The sequence below is a fragment of the Enterobacter cloacae complex sp. ECC445 genome, assembly GCF_021892025.1.
Classification (GTDB): domain Bacteria; phylum Pseudomonadota; class Gammaproteobacteria; order Enterobacterales; family Enterobacteriaceae; genus Enterobacter; species Enterobacter chengduensis.
Genome location: NZ_JAKLRZ010000023.1, coordinates 102597 through 125983 on the forward strand (window position 1 = coordinate 102597; position 23387 = coordinate 125983).

The following is a 23387-nucleotide window of genomic DNA, read 5'->3' on the forward strand; positions in this document are numbered from 1 at the left end:
GGTCTATGCTGCTCACCCCGGCCCTCTCCCCAAAGGGGAGAGGGTGTAATCGTCCCCTCGCCCCTTTGGGGAGAGGGTTAGGGTGAGGGGAAACTACTGCTCCGGTTCAAACCCTTCAAACCTCGACCCTTTGTAGCTCAGCGTCCCTTTCTCCCCCACCGTCAGCCGGTGGTACTGCTGCGCCTCCAGGCGGAAGGTCATCTCCAGACCGCCCGTTTCCGGCTTAAAGCTCGCCTCATAGCGCATTGCTGCGCCCGCGGGCGTCACCTGCTGCTGGCGCGATCGGCGGTCATTGAGCGGTTTTTCGCGTTTGTTCGTCACCACCGCGCGCTTTTGCACCAGCGGTGCGGCATCGTTATCCGCCTTTTCGCGGCGCTGCTGCACGAAACGGAACGAGGCGGCAATGACGATAATCGCCACCACGATAATGAAAAACAGCGGCATCTTGCTCATTCGACAATCCCATCAGATTTTGCGGAATTCAGGATACCTGCCTTCCCCGCCATTGCCAAACGCCCGCCCGCGTCACTACACTGAATCAGAAACTGAGAATTCAGCCTTAACAGATACAGGGAGTTAATATGCTTTGGTCATTTATCGCCGTCTGTTTGTCCGCATGGCTCTTTGTCGATGCGTCGTACCGTGGTCCCGCCTGGCAGCGCTGGCTGTTTAAACCCGTCACGCTGTTGCTGCTCCTGCTGCTTGCCTGGCAAGCACCGATGTTTAACGCCGTCAGCTACCTGGTCCTCGCCGGGCTGTGCGCGTCCCTGATTGGCGATGCCTTGACCCTGCTGCCGCGCCAGCGCCTGCTGTACGCCGTTGGGGCATTTTTCCTGTCACATCTGCTGTATACCATCTACTTTGCCAGCCAGATGACGCTCTCCTTCTTCTGGCCGCTGCCGCTGGTCCTGCTGGTGATTGGCGCCCTGCTGATCGCGGTGATCTGGTCGCGTCTGGAAGAGATGCGTTTGCCGGTCTGTACGTTTATCGCCATGACGCTGGTGATGGTGTGGCTCGCCGGTGAACTGTGGTTCTTCCGCCCGACCGCGCCGGCGATGTCCGCGTTCTTCGGCGCCGCGCTGCTCTTACTCGGCAATATCGTGTGGCTGGGCAGCCACTATCGCCGCCGCTTCCGGGCGGATAACGCGATTGCCGCCGCCTGTTACTTTGCCGGGCACTTCCTGATTGTGCGTTCGCTGTATATTTAAATAGCGCTTGACTCTGGAGTCGACTCCAGAGTGTATGCTGCGGTTAATGAGAAAATTATCATTGCCGGAGACTGCCATGTCGACTCCAGAAATACCTAAAAAAGTCCCTCAATTCTCGGCGCTTAAGCTCAGCCCGGCTCCGTCGAAGGACGACTGCTGCTGCGAAGGCGCGTGCGAAACGCCAGCTCAGCCCCTTCCTGAAAGCGGCAACCGCTACAGCTGGGTCGTCAACGGCATGGACTGCGCGGCCTGCGCCCGCAAAGTAGAAAACGCGGTGAAGCAGGTGCCTGGCGTAAGCCACGTTCAGGTGCTGTTCGCCACCGAAAGGCTGCTGGTCAGCGCCGATAAAGACGTCAGCAAGCAGGTGGAAGCCGCGGTAGGCAAGGCGGGTTACAGCCTGCGCAGCGAAGCGGCGCCCGCAGAAAAAACGTCATCCCTGCGGGAAAATCTGCCGCTTATCACCCTCATCATCATGATGGCCCTGAGCTGGGGGCTGGAGCAGATTAACCATCCGTTCGGCAACCTGGCGTTTATCGCCACCACGCTGGTCGGGCTGTTCCCGATTGCCCGTCAGGCGCTGCGCCTGATGAAAAGCGGCAGCTGGTTTGCCATCGAAACGCTGATGAGCGTGGCGGCGATCGGCGCGCTGTTCATTGGCGCGACGGCAGAAGCGGCGATGGTGCTGCTGCTGTTCTTAATCGGCGAGCGTCTCGAGGGCTGGGCGGCGAGCCGGGCGCGTAAAGGGGTCAGCGCGCTGATGGCGCTGAAGCCGGAAACCGCCACGCGCGTGATAAACGGCGCGCGCGAAACGGTTGCCATCACCGCGCTGCGCCCGGGCGACGTGATTGAAGTGGCCGCCGGGGGGCGCCTGCCTGCCGACGGTACGCTGCTCAGCGCCACCGCAAGCTTTGATGAAAGTGCCCTGACCGGGGAATCCATTCCGGTTGAGCGTACCGCGGGTGAAAAAGTGCCTGCTGGCGCCACCAGCGTCGACAGGCTGGTACAGCTCACCGTGCTTTCCGAGCCGGGCGACAGCGCCATCGACCGTATCCTGAAGCTGATTGAAGAGGCCGAAGAGCGCCGCGCGCCGGTCGAACGCTTTATTGACCGCTTCAGCCGGATTTATACCCCTGCCATCATGCTGGTGGCCCTGCTGGTCACCGTTGTCCCACCGCTGCTCTTTGGCGCGCCGTGGGAGGGCTGGATTTATAAAGGGCTGACGCTGCTGCTGATTGGCTGCCCGTGCGCGCTGGTGATTTCCACCCCGGCGGCGATTACCTCAGGGCTGGCGGCAGCGGCACGTCGCGGGGCGCTGATTAAGGGCGGCGCGGCGCTGGAGCAGCTGAGCCAGGTCCAGCATATCGCCTTCGATAAAACCGGTACGCTGACCGTCGGCAAGCCGCAGGTGACCGGCGTGTATCCGCAGGGCATCAGCGAAGACGAGCTGCTTACACTGGCCGCCGCCGTCGAGCAGGGCTCCACCCACCCGCTGGCGCAGGCGATTGTGCGCGAAGCGCAGTCGCGCGGGCTGAGCATCCCTCCGGCAACCGCCCAGCGGGCGCTGGTAGGATCGGGGATTGAGGCCGTCGTCGACGGTAAGCAGGTGCTGATCGCTGCAGCGGGCAAATCTTCTGGCCCAGAGGTTGAGGCGTTAGAACAGACCGGACAAACCGTCGTGACCGTGATGCAGGACGGCGTGGCGAAGGGAATGCTGGCCCTGCGCGATACCCTGCGCGAAGACGCAAAAGAAGCCGTGGCGGCGCTGCATCAGCTGGGCGTGCAGGGCGTGATCCTCACCGGCGATAACCCTCGCGCGGCGGCGGCCATTGCCGGAGAGCTGGGTCTTGAGTTTAAAGCTGGATTACTGCCTGCGGATAAGGTCAGCGCGGTAACGGAGCTGAACGTTCGCGCTCCGCTGGCGATGGTCGGTGACGGGATTAACGATGCCCCGGCGATGAAAGCGTCCACCATCGGTATTGCGATGGGCAGCGGTACCGACGTAGCGCTGGAGACCGCAGACGCGGCATTGACCCACAACCGCCTGACCGGGCTGGCACAGATGATTAGCCTGGCGCGCGCGACGAGGGCCAATATCCGTCAGAACATCGGCATTGCGCTCGGGCTGAAGGGGATTTTCCTGGTGACCACCCTGCTCGGCATGACCGGGCTGTGGCTGGCGGTGCTGGCGGATACCGGGGCGACGGTGCTGGTAACGGCGAACGCGCTGCGGCTGCTGCGTCGCCGGTAAAAAAACGCCCGGTGGCGCTAACGCTTACCGGGCCTACATGTCCTGCTAAACGCCGCCACCCGGCTTTTTTACAGGAAGTAGCTCATCGCCAGGCCTAAAAACAGCACCAGACCGACGTAGTTATTGTTCATAAACGCCTTGAAGCAGGCTTCCCGTTCGCGCTTCGCAATCAGCTTTTGCTGGTAGGCAAACAGCAGCCCCGCCACCAGCACGGACCAGTAAAACTCCCAGTTCAGCCCGTTGAGACGGCCAATCGCGACCATCAGCGCCAGTACCGCGGCCTGAAGGATACCGATAATCAGCTTGTCCTGACGGCCAAAGAGGATGGCGGTGGATTTAATACCAATTTTCAGGTCATCGTCGCGGTCAACCATCGCGTATTGCGTGTCATAGGCCACGGCCCAGAGAATATTCGCCAGGAACATCAGCCAGCAGCTCAGCGGTAAGGACTCACTCACCGCCGCAAACGCCATCGGAATCGACCAGCCAAACGCCGCGCCCAGCACCACCTGAGGCAGGTGGGTATAGCGCTTCATAAACGGATAGACCCAGGCCAGCGCCAGCGCCGCAACGGAAAGCAGAATGGTCATGGTGTTGAGGGTTAACACCAGCAGGAAAGAGAGCAGCACCAGAATAGTGAACAGCACGCGGGCTTCTTTCCCGGTGACCTGCCCGCTGGGTAACGGACGACCGGCAGTACGCTTAACATGGCCGTCGAATTTGCGATCGGCATAGTCATTCACCACGCAGCCCGCCGCGCGCATCAGCCAGACGCCGGCAACGAACACGCCGAGGATCCACAGCGGCGGCACGCCCGGCGTGGCGAGCCACAGCGCCCACAGGGTCGGCCACAGCAACAGCAACGCGCCAATGGGTTTATCGGTACGCATTAAGCGGTGATACGCCAGCAGCTTATTCTGCGACAGGCTCCACTCCATTTTTTCTTCCTCTTAGTACAACGGTGATGCCGGTAAAAAAAGCTCCGTCAGAATTAACGGTTTCCCGCTCAGGCGAAGGCGGGAACGACGCCCCCAGAGTTCGGCATCACGACCAATCTCAATAAAATCCCGGGTAAGCTCAGACGAGGTGAAAAGGTAACGCCCCAGCGGCGTTTTCCCCAGACGCTGCAGCGCCAGCTCTGGCCCGGAAAGGGTGGATTCAGGCACCACCGTCCGTCCGGCAAGCCACGGTTCACCGTCAGCGCAGAGTAAAATTTCGCGCAGCCAGTAACGAGGCTCTTGCGGCAGCAGCGGCAGCTCGCAGGCGATCTCCTCACCAGAGACAAACCCTTCCTGACTCAGGGTCACCGTGACCGTTTTACCCTGTTGTTCAAAACGTTTCGTCATGGAATCTTCCAGCAACAGCCAGTCCAGTTGCTGAGGATCAAGCGCGGGTATTTGGTCGAAATAGCGCAGTGCACGCAGGCGCAAAAGCGCGGGGTGTGACATGCCAGACTCTCCGATACATAACGTAATGGCATTGTATCGCAGAAACGCGGATTGAGGGGGGCCAAACGTTATTTAACGATCACGATCGCAACAAGAGCGCAACAGCCTGGGGGAGTTGAAAAAAAGTGCGCCCACTCAGGCGCACTAAACTACTGACAAATCAGCACTGTGGGGAAACGGTTACCCCTTGCCTTTTACACTGCTGATAAAGGTGGAACGGGCAGTGGTTGAACCTAAACGTTCGGCTTCATCAAGCAGCTTCAGCGCCTTATCGACATCACCGCGCTTCACCGCCTGCTTAATGGCGTTGTTGAAGTACTCTTCGGTGTCGTTCAGTACCGGCTCCGCTTTCTTCGCCGGGGCAGGCGCTGCGGTCGCTACCGGTGCGGCTGCCGTGGCAGCGGGTGCGGTATAGGCAGGTGCAGCGGTGTTGCCTACGGTGACAGGGCCGGTACCGGAGGAGCCAAACAGCGGGCCGACCAGCACGCTGGACGCGTTGTTCGTTGAGACTTTCAGCTTAAGCAGGCCGTCGGTGACGTGGCGCGCTAACGGATCCGGAATGTCCGGAACAGAGTTACCCGTTCCTTTGGCGTAGGCTTTTGCCGGATCGATAAGCTTCGTGGTCTGCTGCAGATCTTTTTCGGTGGTGAAAACCAGAACATAAATCTTCTGCTGTCCCAGGGCAGGCGTCAGGCGCATTTTGCCTTCCAGACGGTCGGCGCTCATGACGCCAGGCTCCTGGTAACTAAAATACTCGCTTGGGAAGAAAGCAGATGGCGTCAAGTTTTGATCCAGAATCAGCACGTTCGGCGCAAAGACGCTGGTTTGCTTGTTCACTTCGCTGGTTAACGTCAGGGTCAGCTCACCAATGTTGGCCGGCACGCTGTAGGCGGCAACCGGTCCGGTGATCCCCGGCACGTTTAGCTGCTGGCCACCCGTAGAAAGCTGTGTCGACTGCGTTTTAGATTGATCGACAGGCGTCCATGTCAGCTGCTGGAGCGCCGCCGCCGGGATAGCCGGCGCAGCGCTGGTATTTTGTGGTACGAAATTCACGTCTGCAAAGGAGACCGCCGGAACACAGGCCATCAGCCCCGCAGAGAGGCACAGCGCGACGAGACTTTTCTTCATTTTCATTGTTATTACCTCTGATAGCAGTGAGCACTGCGGTGGCCAGGCAATAGCGCGCAGTACCCTAAGGAGAGAGGGGCTTGCGCCCCTCTTTCAGGTCATTACGTCAGGTCTAACGAATTACCACCAGATTTCCATCTGGGCACCGAAGGTCCACTCGTCAGAGTCGCCGCGGCTGAAGGTTTTTGCGGAAGTATCGCTGTACGCAACACCAGAGTCATAGCCAGCACCGGAGTCGCTGTTCGCGTAGCCCCATTTCTCATCCCATTTCGCATAGGTTGCGAAGACACGGATTGCCGGACGGGACCAGATGCTGTCGCCTGCCTGCCATTGCTGTGCCAGGGTAATTTTGTACTGGCTGTTGGTGTCGTCAGTTTTCTGAGACTTAACGTTGTCGTAGCCTACTTCCAGCAGGGTACTCATGATTGGCGTCCATTTGTACATAGGACGGACACCGACGGTCCACCATTTGGTACCGTTGTTGTTATCCAGGTTGATGTCCTGGTACATACCGACGTACATCAGATCCCAGGAGTCACCCAGAGAGATTGCACCGTGGTCCAGAACACGCCACATGTCGCCGTTGTTGTTGATGCTACCACCTTCCGGACGGCCCTTGCCGTTGGAGGTCATAGAGTCAGTTGCGTACTGCAGCACGAACTTGTTAAAGCCCTTCAGCATGCTTTGAGTGTGTTCAGCCGTGAACATCCAGCCGTCTTTAGACGCACCAGGCTGCAGGTAGTATTCATCTGGAATATTGGTGTGACCATAATCAACACCGAACTCCAGCGTACCGCCTTCGTTGACCTGCATCTGTGCTAAACGGACGTCGAAGACATCGTTCGGTACCAGGTTGTCATAAATACGGTTACCCAGCGCATCACGATCGGCAAAGGTCGCTGAGCCGCCTGCTTCAGAAGAGCGGGTCGCTGCCAGAGAGAGCTTACCGAAGCCCAGGTCGATGTTTTCGATACCCGCACCAGGACCTGAAATATCCCAGTAGTAGAAGTCGATCATGTGAACGTCATGACGCTGATAGAAGCGCTTACCGGCCCAGATGGTGGAACCTGGCAGTGCGTCAATGAGGTTTTTACCCTGCACGTTAGCTTCACGGAAGGCTGGGCTGGTGGATTCCCAGTCGTTCTGCTGAGAGACGGAATATGCGACGTTGGTGTCGAAGTAGAAGCTCTTATCGCCCTCTTTCCACACTTCCTGGCCCAGCTTCAGTTCGGCGTAGGTTTCACATTCGTTACCAAGACGGTATTTACTTTGAGCACCTGTTGCCTGGAAGCACTGCTGTTCACCGCCACTCCCGGTCCAGCCGATGCCGGAACGAGCATAACCTTTAAAGTCCACGGCGCCCGCCTGGGCAGACAGGATGCCTGCCGCAACGGCGATTGCCAGAGGGACTTGTTTGCGCAGAGTAATCATCATTCTATCTCCTGAGATCATTGCTTTTCTTTGAACACTTCGCCTGTCGGCTTCGTGTCTTCTTTTGGGATTGCTTAAACGCCTGGCTCTTTGTGCAACCGACGACATGCAGTGCCATCCTCACGGAACAGATGGCAGCGCTCTGGCGGCAAGCCGATAGCGAATGTGGCACCCTCTTCTACCAACACCACGTCGTTCTGGCGGTAGACCAGGTTCTGACGGATGGCGGGGATCTGGATATGAATCTGTGTTTCGTGACCAAGCTGTTCGACGACCTGAACTTCCCCTTCCAGGGTCACATCAGCGATGTGGCTCGGCAGTAAATGCTCAGGACGAATACCGAGGGACATATTTGCCCCCACCTGTACGTTGGCGCTGTCGACCGGCAGCCAGACCTGCTGGCGGTTGGGCAGCTCCACCTGTACCTGTTCAATGGCTGTCGCGGTCACTTTGACCGGCAGGAAGTTCATCTTTGGCGAGCCAATAAAGCCCGCAACAAAGCGGTCTGCCGGGTAGTGGTACAGCTCCAGCGGCTTACCGACCTGCGCCACGCGGCCGGCATCCAGCACCACGATTTTGTCGGCGAGGGTCATCGCTTCGACCTGATCGTGGGTGACGTAAATCATCGTGCGGCCAAGACGCTTGTGCAGGCGGGAGATTTCGATACGCATCTGAACGCGCAGGGCGGCATCCAGGTTAGAGAGAGGTTCATCAAGCAGGAACACGCGCGGTTCGGCCACCAGCGTACGGCCAATCGCCACACGCTGACGCTGTCCGCCGGAAAGCGCTTTTGGTTTTCGCTCCAGCAGGTGCGCCAGCTGCAGCACTTCCGCCACCTGCGTCACGCGCTGGTTAATCACCTCTTTCTTCGCGCCGGCCAGCTTCAGGCCAAAGGACATGTTTTCGGCAACGGAAAGGTGGGGGTAGAGTGCATAAGACTGGAAGACCATACCGACGCCGCGTTCGGCAGGCGGGATGTCATTCATTCGGGTATCACCGATCAGCAGGTCGCCGCTGGTGATCGTTTCAAGACCGGCAATCATACGCAGCAGAGTTGATTTACCGCAGCCTGATGGGCCAACAAACACCACGAATTCACCTTCGTGGATGTCCAGATTGATGTCTTTCGACACCACAACGTCACCCCAGGCTTTCGTTACATTACGCAGCTGTACGCTCGCCATGCCCTTCTCCCTTCGTTACAACCTGTCGCCGACAGAAACATTCAAGATAAGTTCACTATGGGGTATCCATTACTTTCCCGAATCCTCCACCCCCCGGCTTTTTTATGGGGGAGGAGGCGGGAGGATGAGAGAGCAGGCTCTGCGACCGCCGTGGGCGGGCTGAGGCAAAATTCGTGAAGCCGCCTGCAAAATTCGGTGGGTTTTTATGTGCGCCAGCACTCATAACTTAAATTTATGCAACAGAGATCACACAAACGGGGGGTGGGGCGTAGGGATTGGGAGGATGGAAAGAGGATGTCAAATAAGGAGACTGAGACACGTTGAACCACTGAAGTCATACCACGAGACATCACCAAAAAGGATGGCAGCTATGAATATCAAGACTGGCGCACGCGTTTTCGCATTGTCCGCCCTCGCAGCAATGATGATTTCCGCACCGGCGCTCGCCAAAATTGAAGAAGGCAAACTGGTTATCTGGATTAACGGCGACAAGGGCTATAACGGCCTGGCCGAAGTGGGCAAAAAATTCGAGAAAGACACCGGTATCAAAGTGACCGTTGAACACCCGGACAAACTGGAAGAGAAGTTCCCGCAGGTTGCAGCTACCGGCGACGGCCCGGACATCATCTTCTGGGCGCATGACCGTTTCGGTGGCTACGCGCAGTCTGGCCTGCTGGCTGAAGTGACGCCAGACAAAGCGTTCCAGGACAAGCTGTTCCCGTTCACCTGGGACGCCGTGCGCTACAACGGCAAGCTGATCGCTTACCCTATCGCGGTTGAAGCGCTGTCTCTGATTTACAACAAAGACCTGGTGCCAAACCCGCCGAAAACCTGGGAAGAGATCCCGAAACTGGATAAAGAGCTGAAGGCGAAAGGTAAATCCGCCCTGATGTTCAACCTGCAAGAGCCGTACTTCACCTGGCCGCTGATTGCTGCCGACGGCGGTTACGCGTTCAAGTTTGAAAACGGCAAGTATGACGTGAAAGACGTGGGCGTAGACAATGCGGGCGCGAAAGCGGGTCTGACCTTCCTGATCGATCTGATCAAGAACAAACACATGAACGCGGATACCGACTACTCCATCGCGGAAGCGGCGTTCAACAAAGGCGAAACCGCGATGACCATCAACGGTCCGTGGGCCTGGACCAACATCGACAAGAGCAAAATCAACTATGGCGTGACGCTGCTGCCAACCTTCAAAGGCAAGCCGTCTAAACCGTTCGTTGGCGTGCTGAGCGCAGGCATCAACGCCGCCAGCCCGAACAAAGAGCTGGCGAAAGAGTTCCTGGAAAACTACCTGCTGACCGATCAGGGTCTGGATGAAGTGAACAAGGACAAACCGCTGGGCGCCGTCGCGCTGAAATCCTTCCAGGATCAGCTGGCGAAAGACCCGCGTATCGCGGCTACCATGGATAACGCCCAGAAAGGCGAAATCATGCCGAACATCCCACAGATGGCAGCGTTCTGGTACGCCACCCGTACTGCGGTCATCAACGCAGCAAGCGGTCGTCAAACCGTTGATGCCGCGCTGAAAGATGCTCAGGGTCGTATTACTAAGTAATGCCGTAGTCCCCTCTCCCTGTGGGAGAGGGTTAGGGTGAGGGTTGTCGCTTTCCGCACGCCCTCACCCCGGCCCTCTCCCCCAGGAGAGGGAGAAAAGATCACACGTTGTAGAGGAAGAACCCCATGGATGTCATTAAAAAGAAGCACTGGTGGCAAAGCGACGCGCTGAAGTGGTCAGCGATCGGTCTGCTGTGTCTGCTGGTGGGTTACCTTGTTGTTTTAATGTACGTACAAGGGGAATATCTGTTCGCCATCATGACGCTGATCTTAAGCTCTGCTGGCCTGTATATTTTCGCCAACCGTAAAGCCTATGCCTGGCGCTATGTCTATCCGGGCGTGGCCGGGATGGGGCTGTTTGTCCTGTTCCCGCTGATTTGCACCATCGCCATTGCGTTCACCAACTACAGCAGCACCAACCAGCTTGCGCAGGAACGCGCGCAGCAGGTCCTGCTGGACCGCTCATACCAGGCAGGCAAGACCTTTAACTTCGGCCTGTATCCTGCCGGCAACGATTGGAAGTTAGCGCTTACTGACGATGCAAGCGGGAAATACTATGTCTCCGACGCCTTCAAATTTGGCGGCGAGCAGAAGCTGGCCTTAAAAGAAGCACAGGCCCTGCCGGAAGGTGAACGTGCCAACCTGCGCGTGATTACCCAGAACCGTCAGGCGCTGACCCAGCTCACCGCCGTGCTGCCAGATGAGAGCAAAGTGACCATGAGCTCGCTGCGCCAGTTCTCCGGCACGCAGCCACTCTACACCCTGGCAAATGACGGCACGCTGACGAATAACCAGAGCGGCGTGAAGTATCGCCCGAACAACGACATCGGTTTCTATCAGTCCATTACCGCCGACGGCAAATGGGGTGATGACAAGCTCAGCCCGGGCTACACCGTCACCATCGGCTGGGACAACTTTACCCGCGTGTTTACCGACGAAGGCATTCAGAAACCGTTCTTCGCCATCTTCGTCTGGACGGTGGTCTTCTCGGTGCTGACGGTGATACTGACCGTGGCCGTGGGCATGGTGCTGGCCTGCCTGGTGCAGTGGGAATCCCTGAAGGGCAAAGCGATTTACCGCGTGCTGCTGATTCTGCCCTATGCCGTACCGTCGTTTATCTCGATACTGATTTTCAAAGGGCTGTTCAACCAGAGCTTCGGTGAAATCAACATGATGCTGAGCGCGCTGTTCGGCATCAAACCGGCCTGGTTCAGCGACCCAACCACCGCCCGCTCGATGATTATCATCGTCAACACCTGGCTGGGCTATCCGTACATGATGATCCTGTGCATGGGGCTGCTTAAGGCTATCCCGGACGATCTGTACGAAGCCTCGGCGATGGACGGCGCGGGCCCGTTCCAGAACTTCTTCAAAATTACGCTGCCGCTGCTCATCAAGCCGCTGACGCCGCTGATGATTGCCAGCTTCGCCTTTAACTTTAACAACTTCGTGCTGATTCAGCTGTTGACCAACGGCGGCCCGGACCGCCTTGGCACCACCACGCCAGCGGGCTATACCGACCTGCTCGTGAGCTACACCTACCGTATCGCCTTCGAAGGCGGCGGCGGTCAGGACTTCGGCCTGGCGGCGGCGATTGCCACCCTGATCTTCCTGCTGGTGGGCGCCCTGGCGATTGTGAACCTGAAAGCCACACGTATGAAATTTGACTAAGGAGGGCATCGATCATGGCAATGGTACAACCCAAATCTCAAAAGCTGCGCCTCCTGGCGACGCACTTAGGCCTGCTGATTTTTATCGCGGCGATCATGTTCCCGCTGCTGATGGTTATCGCCATCTCCCTGCGTTCGGGTAACTTCGCCACCGGGAGCCTGATCCCGGACGAAATCTCCTGGGAGCACTGGAAGCTGGCGCTGGGCTTCAGCGTGGAACACGCCGATGGCCGCATCACGCCGCCACCGTTCCCGGTGCTGCTGTGGCTGTGGAACTCGGTGAAAATCGCAGGCATTACCGCCGTGGGTATCGTCGCGCTGTCCACCACCTGCGCTTACGCCTTCGCCCGCATGCGCTTCCCGGGCAAAGCGACGCTGCTGAAAGGGATGCTGATTTTCCAGATGTTCCCGGCGGTGCTGTCGCTGGTGGCGCTGTATGCCCTGTTTGACCGTCTGGGCCAGTACGTGCCGTTTATCGGTCTGAACACCCACGGCGGCGTGATCTTCGCCTATCTTGGCGGCATTGCGCTGCACGTATGGACCATTAAAGGCTATTTCGAAACCATCGACGGCTCGCTGGAAGAAGCGGCTGCGCTGGATGGCGCGACGCCGTGGCAGGCGTTCCGCCTGGTGCTGCTGCCGCTGTCGGTGCCGATCCTGGCGGTGGTGTTTATCCTGTCGTTTATCGCCGCCATCACCGAAGTGCCGGTCGCGTCGCTGCTGCTGCGCGATGTCAACAGCTACACCCTGGCCGTGGGTATGCAGCAATACCTCAACCCGCAAAACTACCTGTGGGGCGACTTTGCCGCGGCGGCCGTACTCTCTGCCATCCCGATTACCGTGGTGTTCCTGCTGGCGCAGCGCTGGCTGGTTAACGGCCTGACGGCGGGCGGTGTGAAAGGTTAAGTTTCATTTGTTATGCCACTGCAACCCTCAACTTTAGACGTATTGTATTGACCCAATACTCAAAATATTTTGCGGTGCTGGAAGGCGGCAAGTGAGTGAATCCCCAGGAGCTTACTAAAGTAAGTGACTGGGGTGAGCGAACGCAGCCAACGCATCAGCAGCGTAAAATATGAAGAGTAAACTTGTGACTGTTGTTAGGCGCTCTTAGGAGCGCCATTTTTTTATTCGCGCTTCAGCCGCTTCGAATTACACAGCCAGAGGGTGATCACCAGCAGCAGGATCGCCGCCGAGTAGATCAGCACGTCGAGGGGAGATTTATGATCGACGATGATCAGCCGCACTATCGCGGTGATCCCAATGTAGACAAAATAGCGCAGCGGGAAGTGAAAGCCGGACTGAAAATACTTCACAATCAGGGCGATAAATTCAAAGTAGAGAAAGTAGACCACCAGGCCTTCCACCAGCGCATATTTGCTGGTTTGTTCAGGGGCGAACAGTACATCCGCCAGATGCACCGTCTCTTTACCCAAAAAGACGACCAGTATCAGGCCAAGGCTCAACAGACCGAGGTTCAGCACGGTCTGGAGGACAGTTGAGATAAACTCAACGCGCGGGCGAGTCAGGGATGTCATACAGCACCTCATTCTCCAGGGCGAGATTCCTGTATAACGCAAAAATGTGACGGGGATCTATATTTTTTGTTTATGTTTGGCGCAACGGAGAGGATTCCCCTCACCCCGGCCCTCTCCCCAAAGGGGCGAGGTGGAAAAGACAGCGCCGAGCGATCCCCTCTCCCCTTTGGGGAGAGGGTTAGGGTGAGGGGCATCAGCGGAAGTTAACGTTCTTATCGCTGGTCATGTCATACAGCTGGAACTTACGCCCAAGCTGCTGGCCCCCGTCACGCGTCAGCGGCGTCCAGCCCACCGCCGCACGGCTGCGGGTTGGGCCTGACGAGAAGAGATCCAGCGGAATCGACACGTAGACCCCTTTGGTGAAGTCCCCTTCCCCATATTCGTCCGGCGAGACGTTGGTGATGGTGGCGTAGCCGCCCACCACGACGCCGCTGTCGAAGTGTTTGGAGATATCCAGCGTGCCGCCCTTATCGCCTGCCAGATACTGGCCGACGCTGGCCTTCACCAGCACGTCAGGCGCGAACGACGGCGTCCAGTAGGCGGTCAGATGGCCCGTTTTGACGCTGTAGTCGGTGAACTTCATCATGTCCTGCGCGCTGCGCCAGTCGCGCTGCTTGACGTAGTTGGCGTCAATCCCGAACGCCCAGTTGCTGTCGACAGGGCGATAAAGCACTTCCGCCCCCGCGCCGCCGTACATGGTTTCCAGATAGCCGCCGTACGCCTGGCCGTAGAAACCGTTGCCGAAGTACTGGAAGTAGTTGGCCTGCAGGTTATTCACGTAGGCATCGTTTTGCACGTACTCACGCACGCGGGTACGCACGCGCGGCAGCGTCGAGTCTTTTGGCGGGTTGGTATAGTTGAACTTGTCGTAGTTGTTGGCGATGTTGCCGAACAGGCTGCCGGTGGTCAGCAGGTGGTCGGTGAGCCACAGATCCGCCGTCGCCATGACGCCCAGCTGATACATGTAGAAGTTTTCCGGCCCGCCGACGGACTGGTTCAGCACCGGATCGATATGGAAATCGAAGCGCGATCTGTCGATATACCATCCCTGCTCGGTGGTCTCCGGCACAATCGGCTCAACGCGTTTTTGCACCAGCTCGGTTTCATGCCCCAGCGGTTCGCCTTCCAGGTGGCGCTTGAGGCTGGCAACGTCCGTTTCGGTGGTGACCTGCGGCAGGTTGAGGCGGTTTTCCGTCACGCGGATCGTGCGGATCCCCTCCGGCAGATCGTTCATGACGATCCGGTTGGCGCGCTCGATCCCTTCCCGCGAGTCGCGGTATTTCACCTGCTCGCCGGTGACGTAAAGCGTATCGCCTTTGGTCTGAATCTTCGGATCCGCCAGACCGGCGTTGTATTTCAGCAGCGTCAGCTGGTTTGCCACCACGGAGTGCTGCAGAATGGCATCCTGCGGCTCCGGCCGGTAGGCAGGCCGCGCGTTATCATTGTAGTGCGGCCGCATGTCGTTAAAGTTGGTGCGCAGCGTGAAGCCGAACATCACCGTATTGCCGCGCTCGTAGCTGAGGTTAACGTCGGCCCAGTCGGTGACGCGATAAATGGCGCCGACGTTAAACTTGCTCTTCTGCTCAATCTTTCCGGCGAATTCCTGCGAATAGTCATTCCCTTCGTACTCCAGCTTCAGGCGCAGCGGCTGCCACGGCGTCTGGTATTCCACGCCGCCAAACAGCGACGCCGGGCCGTGGAACATCTGATCGCCGTTAATTGAACCGGCTTTTTTATAGCTATTATCGCGGTAGCAATATTTATCGCTGTAGGAGCAAAACGGGTTTTTTACGTTGCCGCTGGTGCCCAGATAGCCCCAGCCAAGACCGAGCGAGAAGTCGAACGGCCCCCAGGCCTTGCTGGCCACAATGTATTCCGCGTCAAACAGGCCGGTCCCGCCGATATCTTTGGCGCCCACGGACACCTGCGGCATCCAGTAGCTCTCTTCCCAGAGGCGCAGCTTGAGGTCGAAGGCTTTATCTTTGTAGGTCTGATCGCCGGAGAATGCCTCCACGCTGCTGTACTGTTTCGTCCGCACGTCGGTATAGCGCAGCGTGGTTTCAAGCCACGGGAACAGCTGCACCGACGCCGAGTAGTAGCGGTACTGGTCGTTATCGCGGTAGTTAAGGCTGATTTCCCCTTCGCGCGCCATACGCGCGGTGGGGGTTTGCAGTAAACCGACGCCGCCGAAGTCTGACTGAGACGGGCCAACGGGTGCCGGATACGTTTCTGCATGGCAGGCGGCACTCACGCAGAGCGCCAGCATGCTGTAGAGATAAGGTCTTTTCATTATTCCGGTATCCGCTGAATCAGGGAGTGAAGGATATCGGCGTTAAGCCCGTCATACGCCTTCGTCCAGAAATGGTCGGCAAAACCGACAAAAATGATGCTGCCCGGCATAGGTTCGATATGGCGCTTGTTCCAGTAAGCCACCGGCGCTTTTTGCGTGTGCCCGTCAGGGTAAACCACCCAGGCGTAGCTGTTATCGGCACCGCTGAGCAGGCTCTGCTCGTCGAGGTAGCTCGCCACGTCGCGTCCCGGCGTAAAGGGCTTGTTGCCCGGGCTGCTGATAAGCCCCATCACGGTCACCGTCGTCGGCTTCTCCGGAAGCCAGAGCGTATACTCCCCTTCCAGCGTCGGGTTGCCGTTTTCCGTGACGCGCACCTCGTCCGGATCAAGATTCACCTTCTGACGGCCCGTCACCTTCAGCGCCTGCAGCTGCTGGCGGACGCTGTTAATGGCCGCCGCGTCGTCGCCGTCTTCCTGCTCCGCAAGTCCCGTTAGCCTGGCAAGAAGCGCCTTATGCTGTTGTTCCGCTTCAGCGGTTTTCTGCCGTTCAGCGATCACCGCCCCCGGCCACCAGCTGTTGGCGAGCCTCGGCTGCCCGACAAGATCGAGCAGATGCTCGGCGTGGGTTAAGGTTTTAGGTTTTTCACTGTCCGGCGTATAGACCTTCACCGTTCCTGCAGACCACGCCGCGGGGGTGGCAAGGCTCGCAATTAGCGCAACGCGGATAATTGTTCTCATGATTTTGCGGCCTTGATCAGCGTGGTTTTCACCGGGAAGAAACCGGCACCGAGATACTGCAAGGACTGGCGGATCTGCCCTTCCTCGTCGATCCAGAAGCGGTTGTGCCAGGTAGCCTGGTCGGTGGCGACCGCTTCATCCAGCACGCGAACCTGCGTTTCGTCGCTGCCGACCTTCACGCTGTCGGTGCCATCCCAGCGGAAGGTGGAATGCGCCGTGGCGTAACGCACCTGCTTGTGTTCGGTCCAGCCCATCGTGCGCGTCCAGCCTGCGCCGTCGACGATCTGGTTCGGCTTGATCAGCGGGTCGTCGGCGATATTATTCACTTCCAGCAGGTTGTCGCCGCCGAGCAGCGTTTTCACTATGCGGCCGTGCTGCGTCACGATGGTGGCCTGATCCTGCGTCACCCATTTCTGCTGCCCGTTTTCATCGAAAGCGAGCACCACAAACAGCTGCGGGCCATCGTTAAGCTGCATGTACTGGCTGGCATAAGGCATGTTTTGCAGTTCGTCATCGGTCAGATGCACGCCGGGTGTGCCGAACAGGCTTTCCCACAGGGAATGTCCCAGCCCTTTGGTGGTGGCCGAGCACGCCTGCAGCAGCAGGCAAATCAGAATGATTGCAGGTCGCTTCACGACTCTTCTCCGAAGGGGCGAAATAACCACACCGAAGTGTGGTTATGATTAAAACACCCGGTCTTACTGGGTGCTGGTTGTCGTAGTGGTCGTGGTTCCGGTATTGGAGCCATCACCGCCACCGGTTGCCGCCAGCGCGACACCCACGGCTGAACTTACGGTGCTGGTGCTGGCCGCGGTAGAACTTCCCGCAGACGCAGACGTCGCTGCCGACCCTGCTGCTTCCCCGACCTGAACCGGAGCTGCATAGACAGATGTCGCCGCAAGCGCAGATATGGCAAAAATGCCATACAGTACTTTCTTCATAACAATTTCCCTTCAATGAATGAATGGAGATTTGCCCGAAAAGAATTTCAGGCGGAATCGAGTATACACAACTCAAGCCGCGGGTTTGCCGTACGGGGAAATAGGGGTAGGGTTTTCAGACTAATGGATAAAATCGAAATGAAAGACAAATATTAAAAATACATAACCAATACAAAACAAGGAGTTATAATATAATAATATTAGTTATCTTCTGCGTATTTTCTTAAAATAAACCGCAGCAATTAACGGGTTAAGCGTCTTTTTCGGATTAAACTCAGAGCCATAATTTGAGTTAACTAACAGACATCAGGAATTATCCGATAAAAAAATGCCGGCATTAAGCCGGCACGTTTTCATGGCGTTTTAATTATGCACGCCAGGCTTTATAACGGTTGATCAAACCATTTGTCGAGCTGTCGTGGCTGGCAATCGCTTTATCGTCACCCAGCTCTGGCAGAATACGGTTTGCCAGCTGTTTGCCCAGCTCAACGCCCCACTGGTCAAAGGTGAAGATGTTCAGGATCGCGCCCTGCGTGAAGATTTTGTGCTCGTACAGGGCAATCAGCGCGCCCAGGCTGAACGGCGTGATTTCGCGCAGCAGGATAGAGTTGGTTGGGCGGTTGCCTTCGAACACCTTGAACGGCACCACGTGCTCCAGGGTTGCCGGATCTTTACCCTGGTCACGGTATTCCTGCTCAACGACTTCACGGGATTTACCGAACGCCAGCGCTTCGGTCTGCGCGAAGAAGTTCGACAGCAGCTTCGGATGGTGGTCAGACAGCGGGTTATGGGTGATAGCCGGGGCGATGAAATCGCACGGTACCATTTTGGTGCCCTGGTGGATCAGCTGGTAGAAGGCATGCTGACCGTTGGTGCCCGGCTCGCCCCAGATGATTGGGCCAGTCTGGTAATCCACCGCGTTGCCGTTACGGTCAACGTATTTACCGTTGGATTCCATATTGCCCTGCTGGAAGTAGGCCGCAAAACGGTGCATATACTGGTCGTACGGCAGGATCGCTTCGGTTTCAGCGCCGAAGAAGTTGTTGTACCAGATACCGATCAGCGCCAGCAGCACCGGCAGGTTTTTCTCTGGTGCGGTCGTGGAGAAGTGTTTATCCATCGCGTGCGCGCCGGACAGCAGCTCAACGAAGTTGTCGAAGCCCACGGACAGGATGATGGACAGGCCAATCGCAGACCACAGGGAGTAGCGGCCGCCAACCCAGTCCCAGAACTCGAACATGTTCGCGGTATCAATGCCAAACTCGCTAACCGCTTTACCGTTGGTGGACAGCGCCGCGAAGTGTTTCGCTACGTGCTTGTTGTCGCCCGCGGTTTTCAGGAACCAGTCGCGCGCGCTGTGGGCGTTGGTCATGGTTTCCTGCGTCGTGAAGGTTTTAGACGCCACCAGGAACAGCGTGGTTTCCGGGTTCACGTTCTTCAGCACTTCGGCGATGTGGGTACCATCGACGTTAGACACGAAATGCATATTGAGGTGGTTTTTGTACGGGCGCAGCGCTTCGGTCACCATGAATGGACCGAGATCGGAACCGCCGATACCGATGTTCACCACGTCGGTGATCGCTTTGCCGGTGTAGCCTTTCCAGCTACCGGAGATGATCGCTTCGGAGAAGGTTTTCATCTTTTCCAGCACCGCGTTCACTTCCGGCATGACGTCTTTGCCGTCAACGATGATTGGCGTATTGCTACGGTTACGCAGGGCCACGTGCAGCACGGCACGGTCTTCGGTGCGGTTAATTTTCTCACCGGAGAACATGGATTTGATGGCGTCCGCCAGCTCGGTTTCTTTCGCCAGATCCTGCAGCTTTGCCAGCGTCTCTTCGGTAATGCGGTTTTTGGAGAAATCCACCAGCATCAGGTCGTCGAAGGTCGCGGAGAATTTCGTGAAACGATCGGCATCTTTCGCGAACAGATCCGCGATGGTGACGTCTTTCATTTCATCATAATGTTTCTGGAGTGCCTGCCAGGCAGCGGTCTGCGTTGGGTTGATGTTTTTCATTAGCAATACTCTTCTGATTTGAGAATTGTGACTGCGGTCGATTGTAGCGCCTGCAAATAAAAATTGTGATGGTTTTTATGCCATTGCCCTGGCCTGCATCAAACGCAGGTGAAAAGACCCGAAAAGTATAGCTGCTGAAGCGCCTTCCCGGGGCGGCGAAATGTCGGTCAAAACAGGGTAAAACGGAGCATAAAATATGGCCCTGTTATAAGTCCTGTTTCTCAGGGGTACCCCCCCATAAAAAATCCGCATAATCCCAGCATTGACAGGACCTCCCCCGCATTTTATTTATAGGGCCGTATTTTGCGCCTGCACCTGTTTTCGTTTCACTCTTGTGCCAAGGTCGCTTATTCATTCCCTGACACGAGGTTGTTATGACGAGTTTTGTGGTCGCCAAATTTGGCGGCACCAGTGTGGCCGATTACGATGCCATGAACCGCAGCGCCGATGTGGTGCTGGCCGATCCGAATACCCGACTGGTGGTGCTATCTGCCTCCGCCGGAGTGACGAACCTGCTGGTTTCTCTGTCTGAAGGACTGGAAGCGACAGAACGTTTCGTGAAGCTGGATGCACTGCGCAAAATTCAGTTCAACATCCTTGAGCGTCTGCAGAACCCGAACGTGATCCGCGAAGAAGTGGAACGCCTGCTGGAAAATATCACCACCCTGGCAGAAGCGGCGTCTCTGGCCACCTCCACCGCCCTGACCGACGAGCTGGTCAGCCACGGCGAGCTGATGTCCACCCTGCTGTTTGTTGAAATCATGCGCGAGCGTAACGTTCAGGCGCAGTGGTTTGACGTGCGTAAAATCATGCGTACCAGCGACCGCTTTGGCCGGGCCGAGCCGGACGTTGAGGCGCTGGCGGAGCTGACCAGTCAGCAGCTGGCACCGCGTCTGGCAGACGGTATCGTGATTACCCAGGGCTTTATCGGCAGCGAAGCGAAAGGCCGCACCACCACGCTTGGCCGCGGCGGCAGCGACTACACCGCCGCGCTGCTGGGCGAAGCCCTGCACGCCACGCGCGTCGATATCTGGACTGACGTTCCGGGCATCTACACCACCGACCCGCGCGTCGTTTCCGCGGCGAAACGTATTGATGTGATCGCGTTTGAAGAAGCGGCGGAAATGGCCACCTTCGGCGCGAAGGTGCTGCACCCGGCCACGCTGCTGCCTGCCGTGCGCAGCGATATTCCGGTCTTCGTCGGCTCCAGTAAAGATCCGAAAGCCGGCGGGACGCTGGTGTGCAAGAAAACGGAAAACCCGCCGCTGTTCCGCGCCCTGGCCCTGCGCCGTCGCCAGACGCTGGTGACGCTGCACAGCCACAATATGCTGCATTCCCGCGGCTTCCTGGCGGAAGTGTTCGGCATTCTTGCGCGCCACAATATCTCGGTGGATCTGATCACCACCTCTGAAGTTAGCATTGCCCTGACGCTGGACACCACCGGCTCAACCTCCACCGGCGACACGCTGCTGACGCAGTCGCTGCTGATTGAGCTGTCTGAACTGTGCCGCGTGGAAGTGGAAGAAGACCTGGCGCTGGTTGCCATCATTGGCAACAAGCTGTCGCGCGCCTGCGGCGTGGGCAAAGAGGTGTTTGGCGTGCTCGACCCGTTCAACATCCGCATGATCTGCTACGGCGCATCCAGCTATAACCTCTGCTTCCTGGTCCCAGCCGACCAGGCCGAGCAGGTCGTGCAGAAACTTCATCAGAATTTGTTTGAATAAAATTCGTTAGCACGTTAAACAATATCAATAAGCCGGGCACAGACCCGGCTTTTTCATAACTAAACAACACGACAATACTGCAAGGAATCCATTATGTTATCCGCCATCACGCGGCTGTTCCCGTTATGGGCGCTGCTGCTCTCCGTACTCGCCTATTACACGCCCACCGCGTTCACCGGCATTGGTCCGTGGGTTACCACGCTGCTAATGCTGATCATGTTCGGCATGGGTGTGCATCTGAAAATCGACGACTTTAAACGCGTGCTGTCTCGCCCTGCGCCCGTCGCGGCAGGAATATTTCTGCACTACCTGGTGATGCCGCTCGCGGCGTGGCTGCTGGCGATGGCCTTTAAGATGCCGCCCGATCTCTCCGCCGGGATGGTGCTGGTAGGCAGCGTGGCCAGCGGCACGGCGTCCAACGTCATGATCTATCTGGCGAAAGGTGACGTGGCCCTCTCCGTCACTATTTCATCCGTTTCCACGCTGGTGGGCGTAATTGCCACGCCGCTGTTAACCCGCCTGTACGTGGACGCGCATATTCAGGTGGACGTGATGGGCATGCTGGTGAGCATTCTGCAGATAGTGGTGATCCCGATTGCGCTGGGGCTGGTCATTCACCATCTTTTTCCGCGCGTGGTGAAAGCGGTTGAGCCCTACCTGCCTGCGTTTTCGATGGTCTGTATTCTGGCCATCATCAGCGCCGTGGTAGCCGGTTCCGCATCGCATATTGCTTCCGTCGGGTTTGCGGTGATCGTCGCGGTGGTGCTGCATAACACCATTGGCCTGCTGGGCGGCTACTGGGGCGGGAAGCTGTTTGGTTTTGACGAATCGACCTGCCGCACGCTGGCAATCGAGGTGGGCATGCAGAACTCCGGCCTGGCGGCGGCGCTCGGTAAAATTTACTTCTCCCCGCTGGCGGCCCTGCCTGGCGCGCTGTTCTCCGTCTGGCATAACCTCTCCGGTTCGCTGCTGGCGGGATACTGGTCCGGCAAACCAATTGATGAACAAACGAAAAAAGATGCGGTGAAGCAGGGTTAATTGACGCGGCTTGCTTTACACTGAAGCCTCCCTATCAGGAGGCTTCAGCAATGGCGACACCACGTTTAACCCAGAAAGACATGACCGAAGCCGAGCAGCGCGAACTGAAAACGCTTCTCGACCGCGCCCGCATCGCGCATGGCCGCACGCTGACCAACGCCGAAACCAATCAGGTTAAAAAAGAGTACATCGATAAGCTGATGGCGCAGCGTGAGGCCGCGGCGAAAAAAGCCCGCAAGCTGAAAAAAGAGCAGGCTTATAAACCCGATGCAGAGGCGACCTTTTCCTGGTCGGCCAATACCTCTACCCGCGGAAGGCGCTAATCAGCGCCCTTTCTTTTTGCGCCCCGGCTGGGTAAAGCGTTTTCCGTTGCCCGGCTTGCCTCGCCCTTTCTCTTCCGCCTGCGGCGCCTTCACCACCGGGCGTTTAATCGCCTGAGCTTTCGGTTTGGCTTTGGCCTTCGGCTTCGCTTCGGACGAAGAGTTTTCGATAAGCTTGAACAGCTCGATCAGCTCATCGTCCGTTAGGTCACGCCACTCGCCCAGCGGGATACCGGACAGGCTGACGTTCATGATGCGCGTGCGCTCAAGCTTCGTCACTTCATAACCAAAGTGCTCGCACATGCGGCGGATCTGACGATTCAGGCCCTGCACCAGGGTAATGCGGAACGCGAACGGCGCTTCTTTCTTCACCTTACACTTTTTCGTGACGGTACCGAGGATCGGCACGCCGGCGCCCATGCCGCGAATAAAGTCGTCCGTGACCGGCTTATTCACCGTCACAATGTACTCTTTCTCGTGGTCGTTACCGGCTCGCAGAATTTTGTTGACCAGATCGCCGTGGTTGGTGAGGAAAATCAGCCCCTGCGAGTCTTTATCCAGACGGCCAATCGGGAAGATACGGCTGCTGTGGTTCACGAAATCAACGATGTTGTCCCGCTCGCCGTCTTCCGTGGTGCTGACAATCCCAACCGGCTTGTTCAACGCGATAAACACCAGGTCTTCGGCATCACGCGGTTCGATGACCTGACCATTCACTTTGACCACATCGCCAGGCACCACCTGATCGCCGATGGTGGCGCGTTTGCCGTTAAGAAACACGTTACCTTGTTCAATGTAACGGTCCGCCTCGCGACGTGAGCAGATCCCGCTCTCGCTAATGTATTTGTTTAATCGGGTTGATTGAGTTGGCAGCATAGTTTCTCCTGTGAAGGGCGAAATATACC

21 protein-coding genes are annotated in these 23387 nt (G+C 57.5%); 8 read left to right on the plus strand and 13 right to left on the minus strand.

Features of this window, described 5'->3' with window-relative positions; translation table 11 throughout:
• Nucleotides 1–93: 93 nt before the first annotated feature.
• Entirely contained in the window at nucleotides 94–453 is a 360-nt protein-coding gene (locus L6R44_RS17905) for a DUF2500 domain-containing protein (protein ID WP_237424976.1), read from the minus strand.
• A gap of 128 nt (nucleotides 454–581) precedes the next feature.
• On the opposite strand from L6R44_RS17905, the gene L6R44_RS17910 reads away from it, so the two are divergent.
• Together L6R44_RS17910 and zntA are read left to right on the plus strand one after the other, a co-directional pair.
• Complete coding sequence (locus L6R44_RS17910) at nucleotides 582–1208, plus strand: lysoplasmalogenase (RefSeq protein ID WP_032644676.1); 627 nt, start codon at nucleotides 582–584, stop codon at nucleotides 1206–1208.
• Between the two features lie 76 nt (nucleotides 1209–1284).
• Nucleotides 1285–3456 (plus strand): Zn(II)/Cd(II)/Pb(II) translocating P-type ATPase ZntA, encoded by a 2172-nt coding sequence (zntA, locus tag L6R44_RS17915; protein ID WP_237424977.1) that lies wholly within the window; start codon nucleotides 1285–1287, stop codon nucleotides 3454–3456.
• A 68-nt stretch (nucleotides 3457–3524) separates the two neighbouring features.
• On the opposite strand, the gene ubiA is transcribed toward zntA, so the two are convergent.
• The 5 genes from ubiA to malK all read right to left on the minus strand — a co-directional run bounded on the left by ubiA (nucleotide 3525) and on the right by malK (nucleotide 8647).
• Nucleotides 3525–4394 (minus strand): 4-hydroxybenzoate octaprenyltransferase, encoded by an 870-nt coding sequence (ubiA, locus tag L6R44_RS17920; RefSeq protein ID WP_237424978.1) that lies wholly within the window; start codon nucleotides 4392–4394, stop codon nucleotides 3525–3527.
• Nucleotides 4395–4406: 12 nt separating this feature from the next.
• Entirely contained in the window at nucleotides 4407–4904 is a 498-nt protein-coding gene (gene ubiC / locus L6R44_RS17925) for a chorismate lyase (protein WP_032644673.1), read from the minus strand.
• A gap of 180 nt (nucleotides 4905–5084) precedes the next feature.
• Nucleotides 5085–6038, minus strand: a complete 954-nt coding sequence (malM, locus tag L6R44_RS17930; RefSeq protein ID WP_023334135.1) for a maltose operon protein MalM — start codon at nucleotides 6036–6038, stop codon at nucleotides 5085–5087.
• Nucleotides 6039–6152: 114 nt separating this feature from the next.
• Complete coding sequence (locus L6R44_RS17935) at nucleotides 6153–7466, minus strand: maltoporin (protein WP_237424979.1); 1314 nt, start codon at nucleotides 7464–7466, stop codon at nucleotides 6153–6155.
• A 71-nt stretch (nucleotides 7467–7537) separates the two neighbouring features.
• Entirely contained in the window at nucleotides 7538–8647 is a 1110-nt protein-coding gene (gene malK, locus L6R44_RS17940; RefSeq protein ID WP_008500080.1) for a maltose/maltodextrin ABC transporter ATP-binding protein MalK, read from the minus strand.
• 370 nt (nucleotides 8648–9017) lie between these two features.
• Between malK and malE the strand changes: the two genes are divergently transcribed.
• The 3 genes from malE to malG all read left to right on the plus strand — a co-directional run bounded on the left by malE (nucleotide 9018) and on the right by malG (nucleotide 12783).
• Nucleotides 9018–10208: a maltose/maltodextrin ABC transporter substrate-binding protein MalE gene (malE, locus tag L6R44_RS17945; RefSeq protein ID WP_032644670.1), complete on the plus strand. Its 1191-nt coding sequence runs from the start codon at nucleotides 9018–9020 to the stop codon at nucleotides 10206–10208.
• A 125-nt stretch (nucleotides 10209–10333) separates the two neighbouring features.
• Nucleotides 10334–11878: a maltose ABC transporter permease MalF gene (gene malF, locus L6R44_RS17950; RefSeq protein WP_237424980.1), complete on the plus strand. Its 1545-nt coding sequence runs from the start codon at nucleotides 10334–10336 to the stop codon at nucleotides 11876–11878.
• Nucleotides 11879–11892: 14 nt separating this feature from the next.
• Nucleotides 11893–12783, plus strand: coding sequence for a maltose ABC transporter permease MalG (malG, locus tag L6R44_RS17955; protein WP_032644668.1), 891 nt, complete (start codon nucleotides 11893–11895; stop codon nucleotides 12781–12783).
• Nucleotides 12784–13004: 221 nt separating this feature from the next.
• Here malG and psiE read toward each other — a convergent pair whose 3' ends face one another.
• From psiE to pgi, 6 genes are all read right to left on the minus strand, one after another.
• A complete protein-coding gene (gene psiE / locus L6R44_RS17960; RefSeq protein ID WP_021242727.1) occupies nucleotides 13005–13415 on the minus strand; it encodes a phosphate-starvation-inducible protein PsiE in 411 nt (136 codons plus the stop codon).
• Nucleotides 13416–13608: 193 nt separating this feature from the next.
• Nucleotides 13609–15705 carry a YjbH domain-containing protein gene (locus L6R44_RS17965; protein ID WP_237424981.1) on the minus strand — a complete coding sequence of 699 codons (2097 nt, stop codon included), beginning with the start codon at nucleotides 15703–15705 and terminating at the stop codon, nucleotides 13609–13611.
• Nucleotides 15705–16442, minus strand: coding sequence for a capsule biosynthesis GfcC family protein (locus L6R44_RS17970; protein ID WP_237424982.1), 738 nt, complete (start codon nucleotides 16440–16442; stop codon nucleotides 15705–15707). Before L6R44_RS17970 ends, L6R44_RS17965 begins: the two co-directional genes overlap by 1 nt.
• Entirely contained in the window at nucleotides 16439–17077 is a 639-nt protein-coding gene (locus L6R44_RS17975; RefSeq protein ID WP_237424983.1) for a YjbF family lipoprotein, read from the minus strand. The genes L6R44_RS17970 and L6R44_RS17975 overlap by 4 nt, the downstream gene beginning before the upstream one ends.
• A gap of 63 nt (nucleotides 17078–17140) precedes the next feature.
• Complete coding sequence (yjbE, locus tag L6R44_RS17980) at nucleotides 17141–17383, minus strand: exopolysaccharide production protein YjbE (RefSeq protein ID WP_013095034.1); 243 nt, start codon at nucleotides 17381–17383, stop codon at nucleotides 17141–17143.
• A gap of 367 nt (nucleotides 17384–17750) precedes the next feature.
• Nucleotides 17751–19400, minus strand: a complete 1650-nt coding sequence (pgi, locus tag L6R44_RS17985) for a glucose-6-phosphate isomerase (RefSeq protein WP_237424984.1) — start codon at nucleotides 19398–19400, stop codon at nucleotides 17751–17753.
• 374 nt (nucleotides 19401–19774) lie between these two features.
• Between pgi and lysC the strand changes: the two genes are divergently transcribed.
• The 3 genes from lysC to L6R44_RS18000 all read left to right on the plus strand — a co-directional run bounded on the left by lysC (nucleotide 19775) and on the right by L6R44_RS18000 (nucleotide 22485).
• Nucleotides 19775–21124 carry a lysine-sensitive aspartokinase 3 gene (gene lysC / locus L6R44_RS17990; protein WP_032644663.1) on the plus strand — a complete coding sequence of 450 codons (1350 nt, stop codon included), beginning with the start codon at nucleotides 19775–19777 and terminating at the stop codon, nucleotides 21122–21124.
• A 93-nt stretch (nucleotides 21125–21217) separates the two neighbouring features.
• A complete protein-coding gene (gene panS / locus L6R44_RS17995) occupies nucleotides 21218–22162 on the plus strand; it encodes a ketopantoate/pantoate/pantothenate transporter PanS (RefSeq protein ID WP_032644662.1) in 945 nt (314 codons plus the stop codon).
• A gap of 50 nt (nucleotides 22163–22212) precedes the next feature.
• The gene (locus L6R44_RS18000) at nucleotides 22213–22485 is read left to right on the plus strand and encodes a DUF3811 domain-containing protein (protein WP_003860346.1); all 273 of its coding nucleotides are present in this window, start codon (nucleotides 22213–22215) and stop codon (nucleotides 22483–22485) included.
• On the opposite strand, the gene rluF is transcribed toward L6R44_RS18000, so the two are convergent.
• A complete protein-coding gene (rluF, locus tag L6R44_RS18005; protein WP_032644660.1) occupies nucleotides 22486–23358 on the minus strand; it encodes a 23S rRNA pseudouridine(2604) synthase RluF in 873 nt (290 codons plus the stop codon).
• Nucleotides 23359–23387: the final 29 nt, after the last annotated feature.

Coding starts and splice junctions, on each gene's coding strand:
- L6R44_RS17905 (WP_237424976.1), bottom strand. CDS start 453: ATGAGCAAGATGCCGCTGTTTTTCATTATCGTGGTGGCGATTATCGTC.
- L6R44_RS17910 (WP_032644676.1), top strand. CDS start 582: ATGCTTTGGTCATTTATCGCCGTCTGTTTGTCCGCATGGCTCTTTGTC.
- zntA (WP_237424977.1), top strand. CDS start 1,285: ATGTCGACTCCAGAAATACCTAAAAAAGTCCCTCAATTCTCGGCGCTT.
- ubiA (WP_237424978.1), bottom strand. CDS start 4,394: ATGGAGTGGAGCCTGTCGCAGAATAAGCTGCTGGCGTATCACCGCTTA.
- ubiC (WP_032644673.1), bottom strand. CDS start 4,904: ATGTCACACCCCGCGCTTTTGCGCCTGCGTGCACTGCGCTATTTCGAC.
- malM (WP_023334135.1), bottom strand. CDS start 6,038: ATGAAAATGAAGAAAAGTCTCGTCGCGCTGTGCCTCTCTGCGGGGCTG.
- L6R44_RS17935 (WP_237424979.1), bottom strand. CDS start 7,466: ATGATGATTACTCTGCGCAAACAAGTCCCTCTGGCAATCGCCGTTGCG.
- malK (WP_008500080.1), bottom strand. CDS start 8,647: ATGGCGAGCGTACAGCTGCGTAATGTAACGAAAGCCTGGGGTGACGTT.
- malE (WP_032644670.1), top strand. CDS start 9,018: ATGAATATCAAGACTGGCGCACGCGTTTTCGCATTGTCCGCCCTCGCA.
- malF (WP_237424980.1), top strand. CDS start 10,334: ATGGATGTCATTAAAAAGAAGCACTGGTGGCAAAGCGACGCGCTGAAG.
- malG (WP_032644668.1), top strand. CDS start 11,893: ATGGCAATGGTACAACCCAAATCTCAAAAGCTGCGCCTCCTGGCGACG.
- psiE (WP_021242727.1), bottom strand. CDS start 13,415: ATGACATCCCTGACTCGCCCGCGCGTTGAGTTTATCTCAACTGTCCTC.
- L6R44_RS17965 (WP_237424981.1), bottom strand. CDS start 15,705: ATGAAAAGACCTTATCTCTACAGCATGCTGGCGCTCTGCGTGAGTGCC.
- L6R44_RS17970 (WP_237424982.1), bottom strand. CDS start 16,442: ATGAGAACAATTATCCGCGTTGCGCTAATTGCGAGCCTTGCCACCCCC.
- yjbE (WP_013095034.1), bottom strand. CDS start 17,383: ATGAAGAAAGTACTGTATGGCATTTTTGCCATATCTGCGCTTGCGGCG.
- pgi (WP_237424984.1), bottom strand. CDS start 19,400: ATGAAAAACATCAACCCAACGCAGACCGCTGCCTGGCAGGCACTCCAG.
- lysC (WP_032644663.1), top strand. CDS start 19,775: ATGACGAGTTTTGTGGTCGCCAAATTTGGCGGCACCAGTGTGGCCGAT.
- panS (WP_032644662.1), top strand. CDS start 21,218: ATGTTATCCGCCATCACGCGGCTGTTCCCGTTATGGGCGCTGCTGCTC.
- L6R44_RS18000 (WP_003860346.1), top strand. CDS start 22,213: ATGGCGACACCACGTTTAACCCAGAAAGACATGACCGAAGCCGAGCAG.
- rluF (WP_032644660.1), bottom strand. CDS start 23,358: ATGCTGCCAACTCAATCAACCCGATTAAACAAATACATTAGCGAGAGC.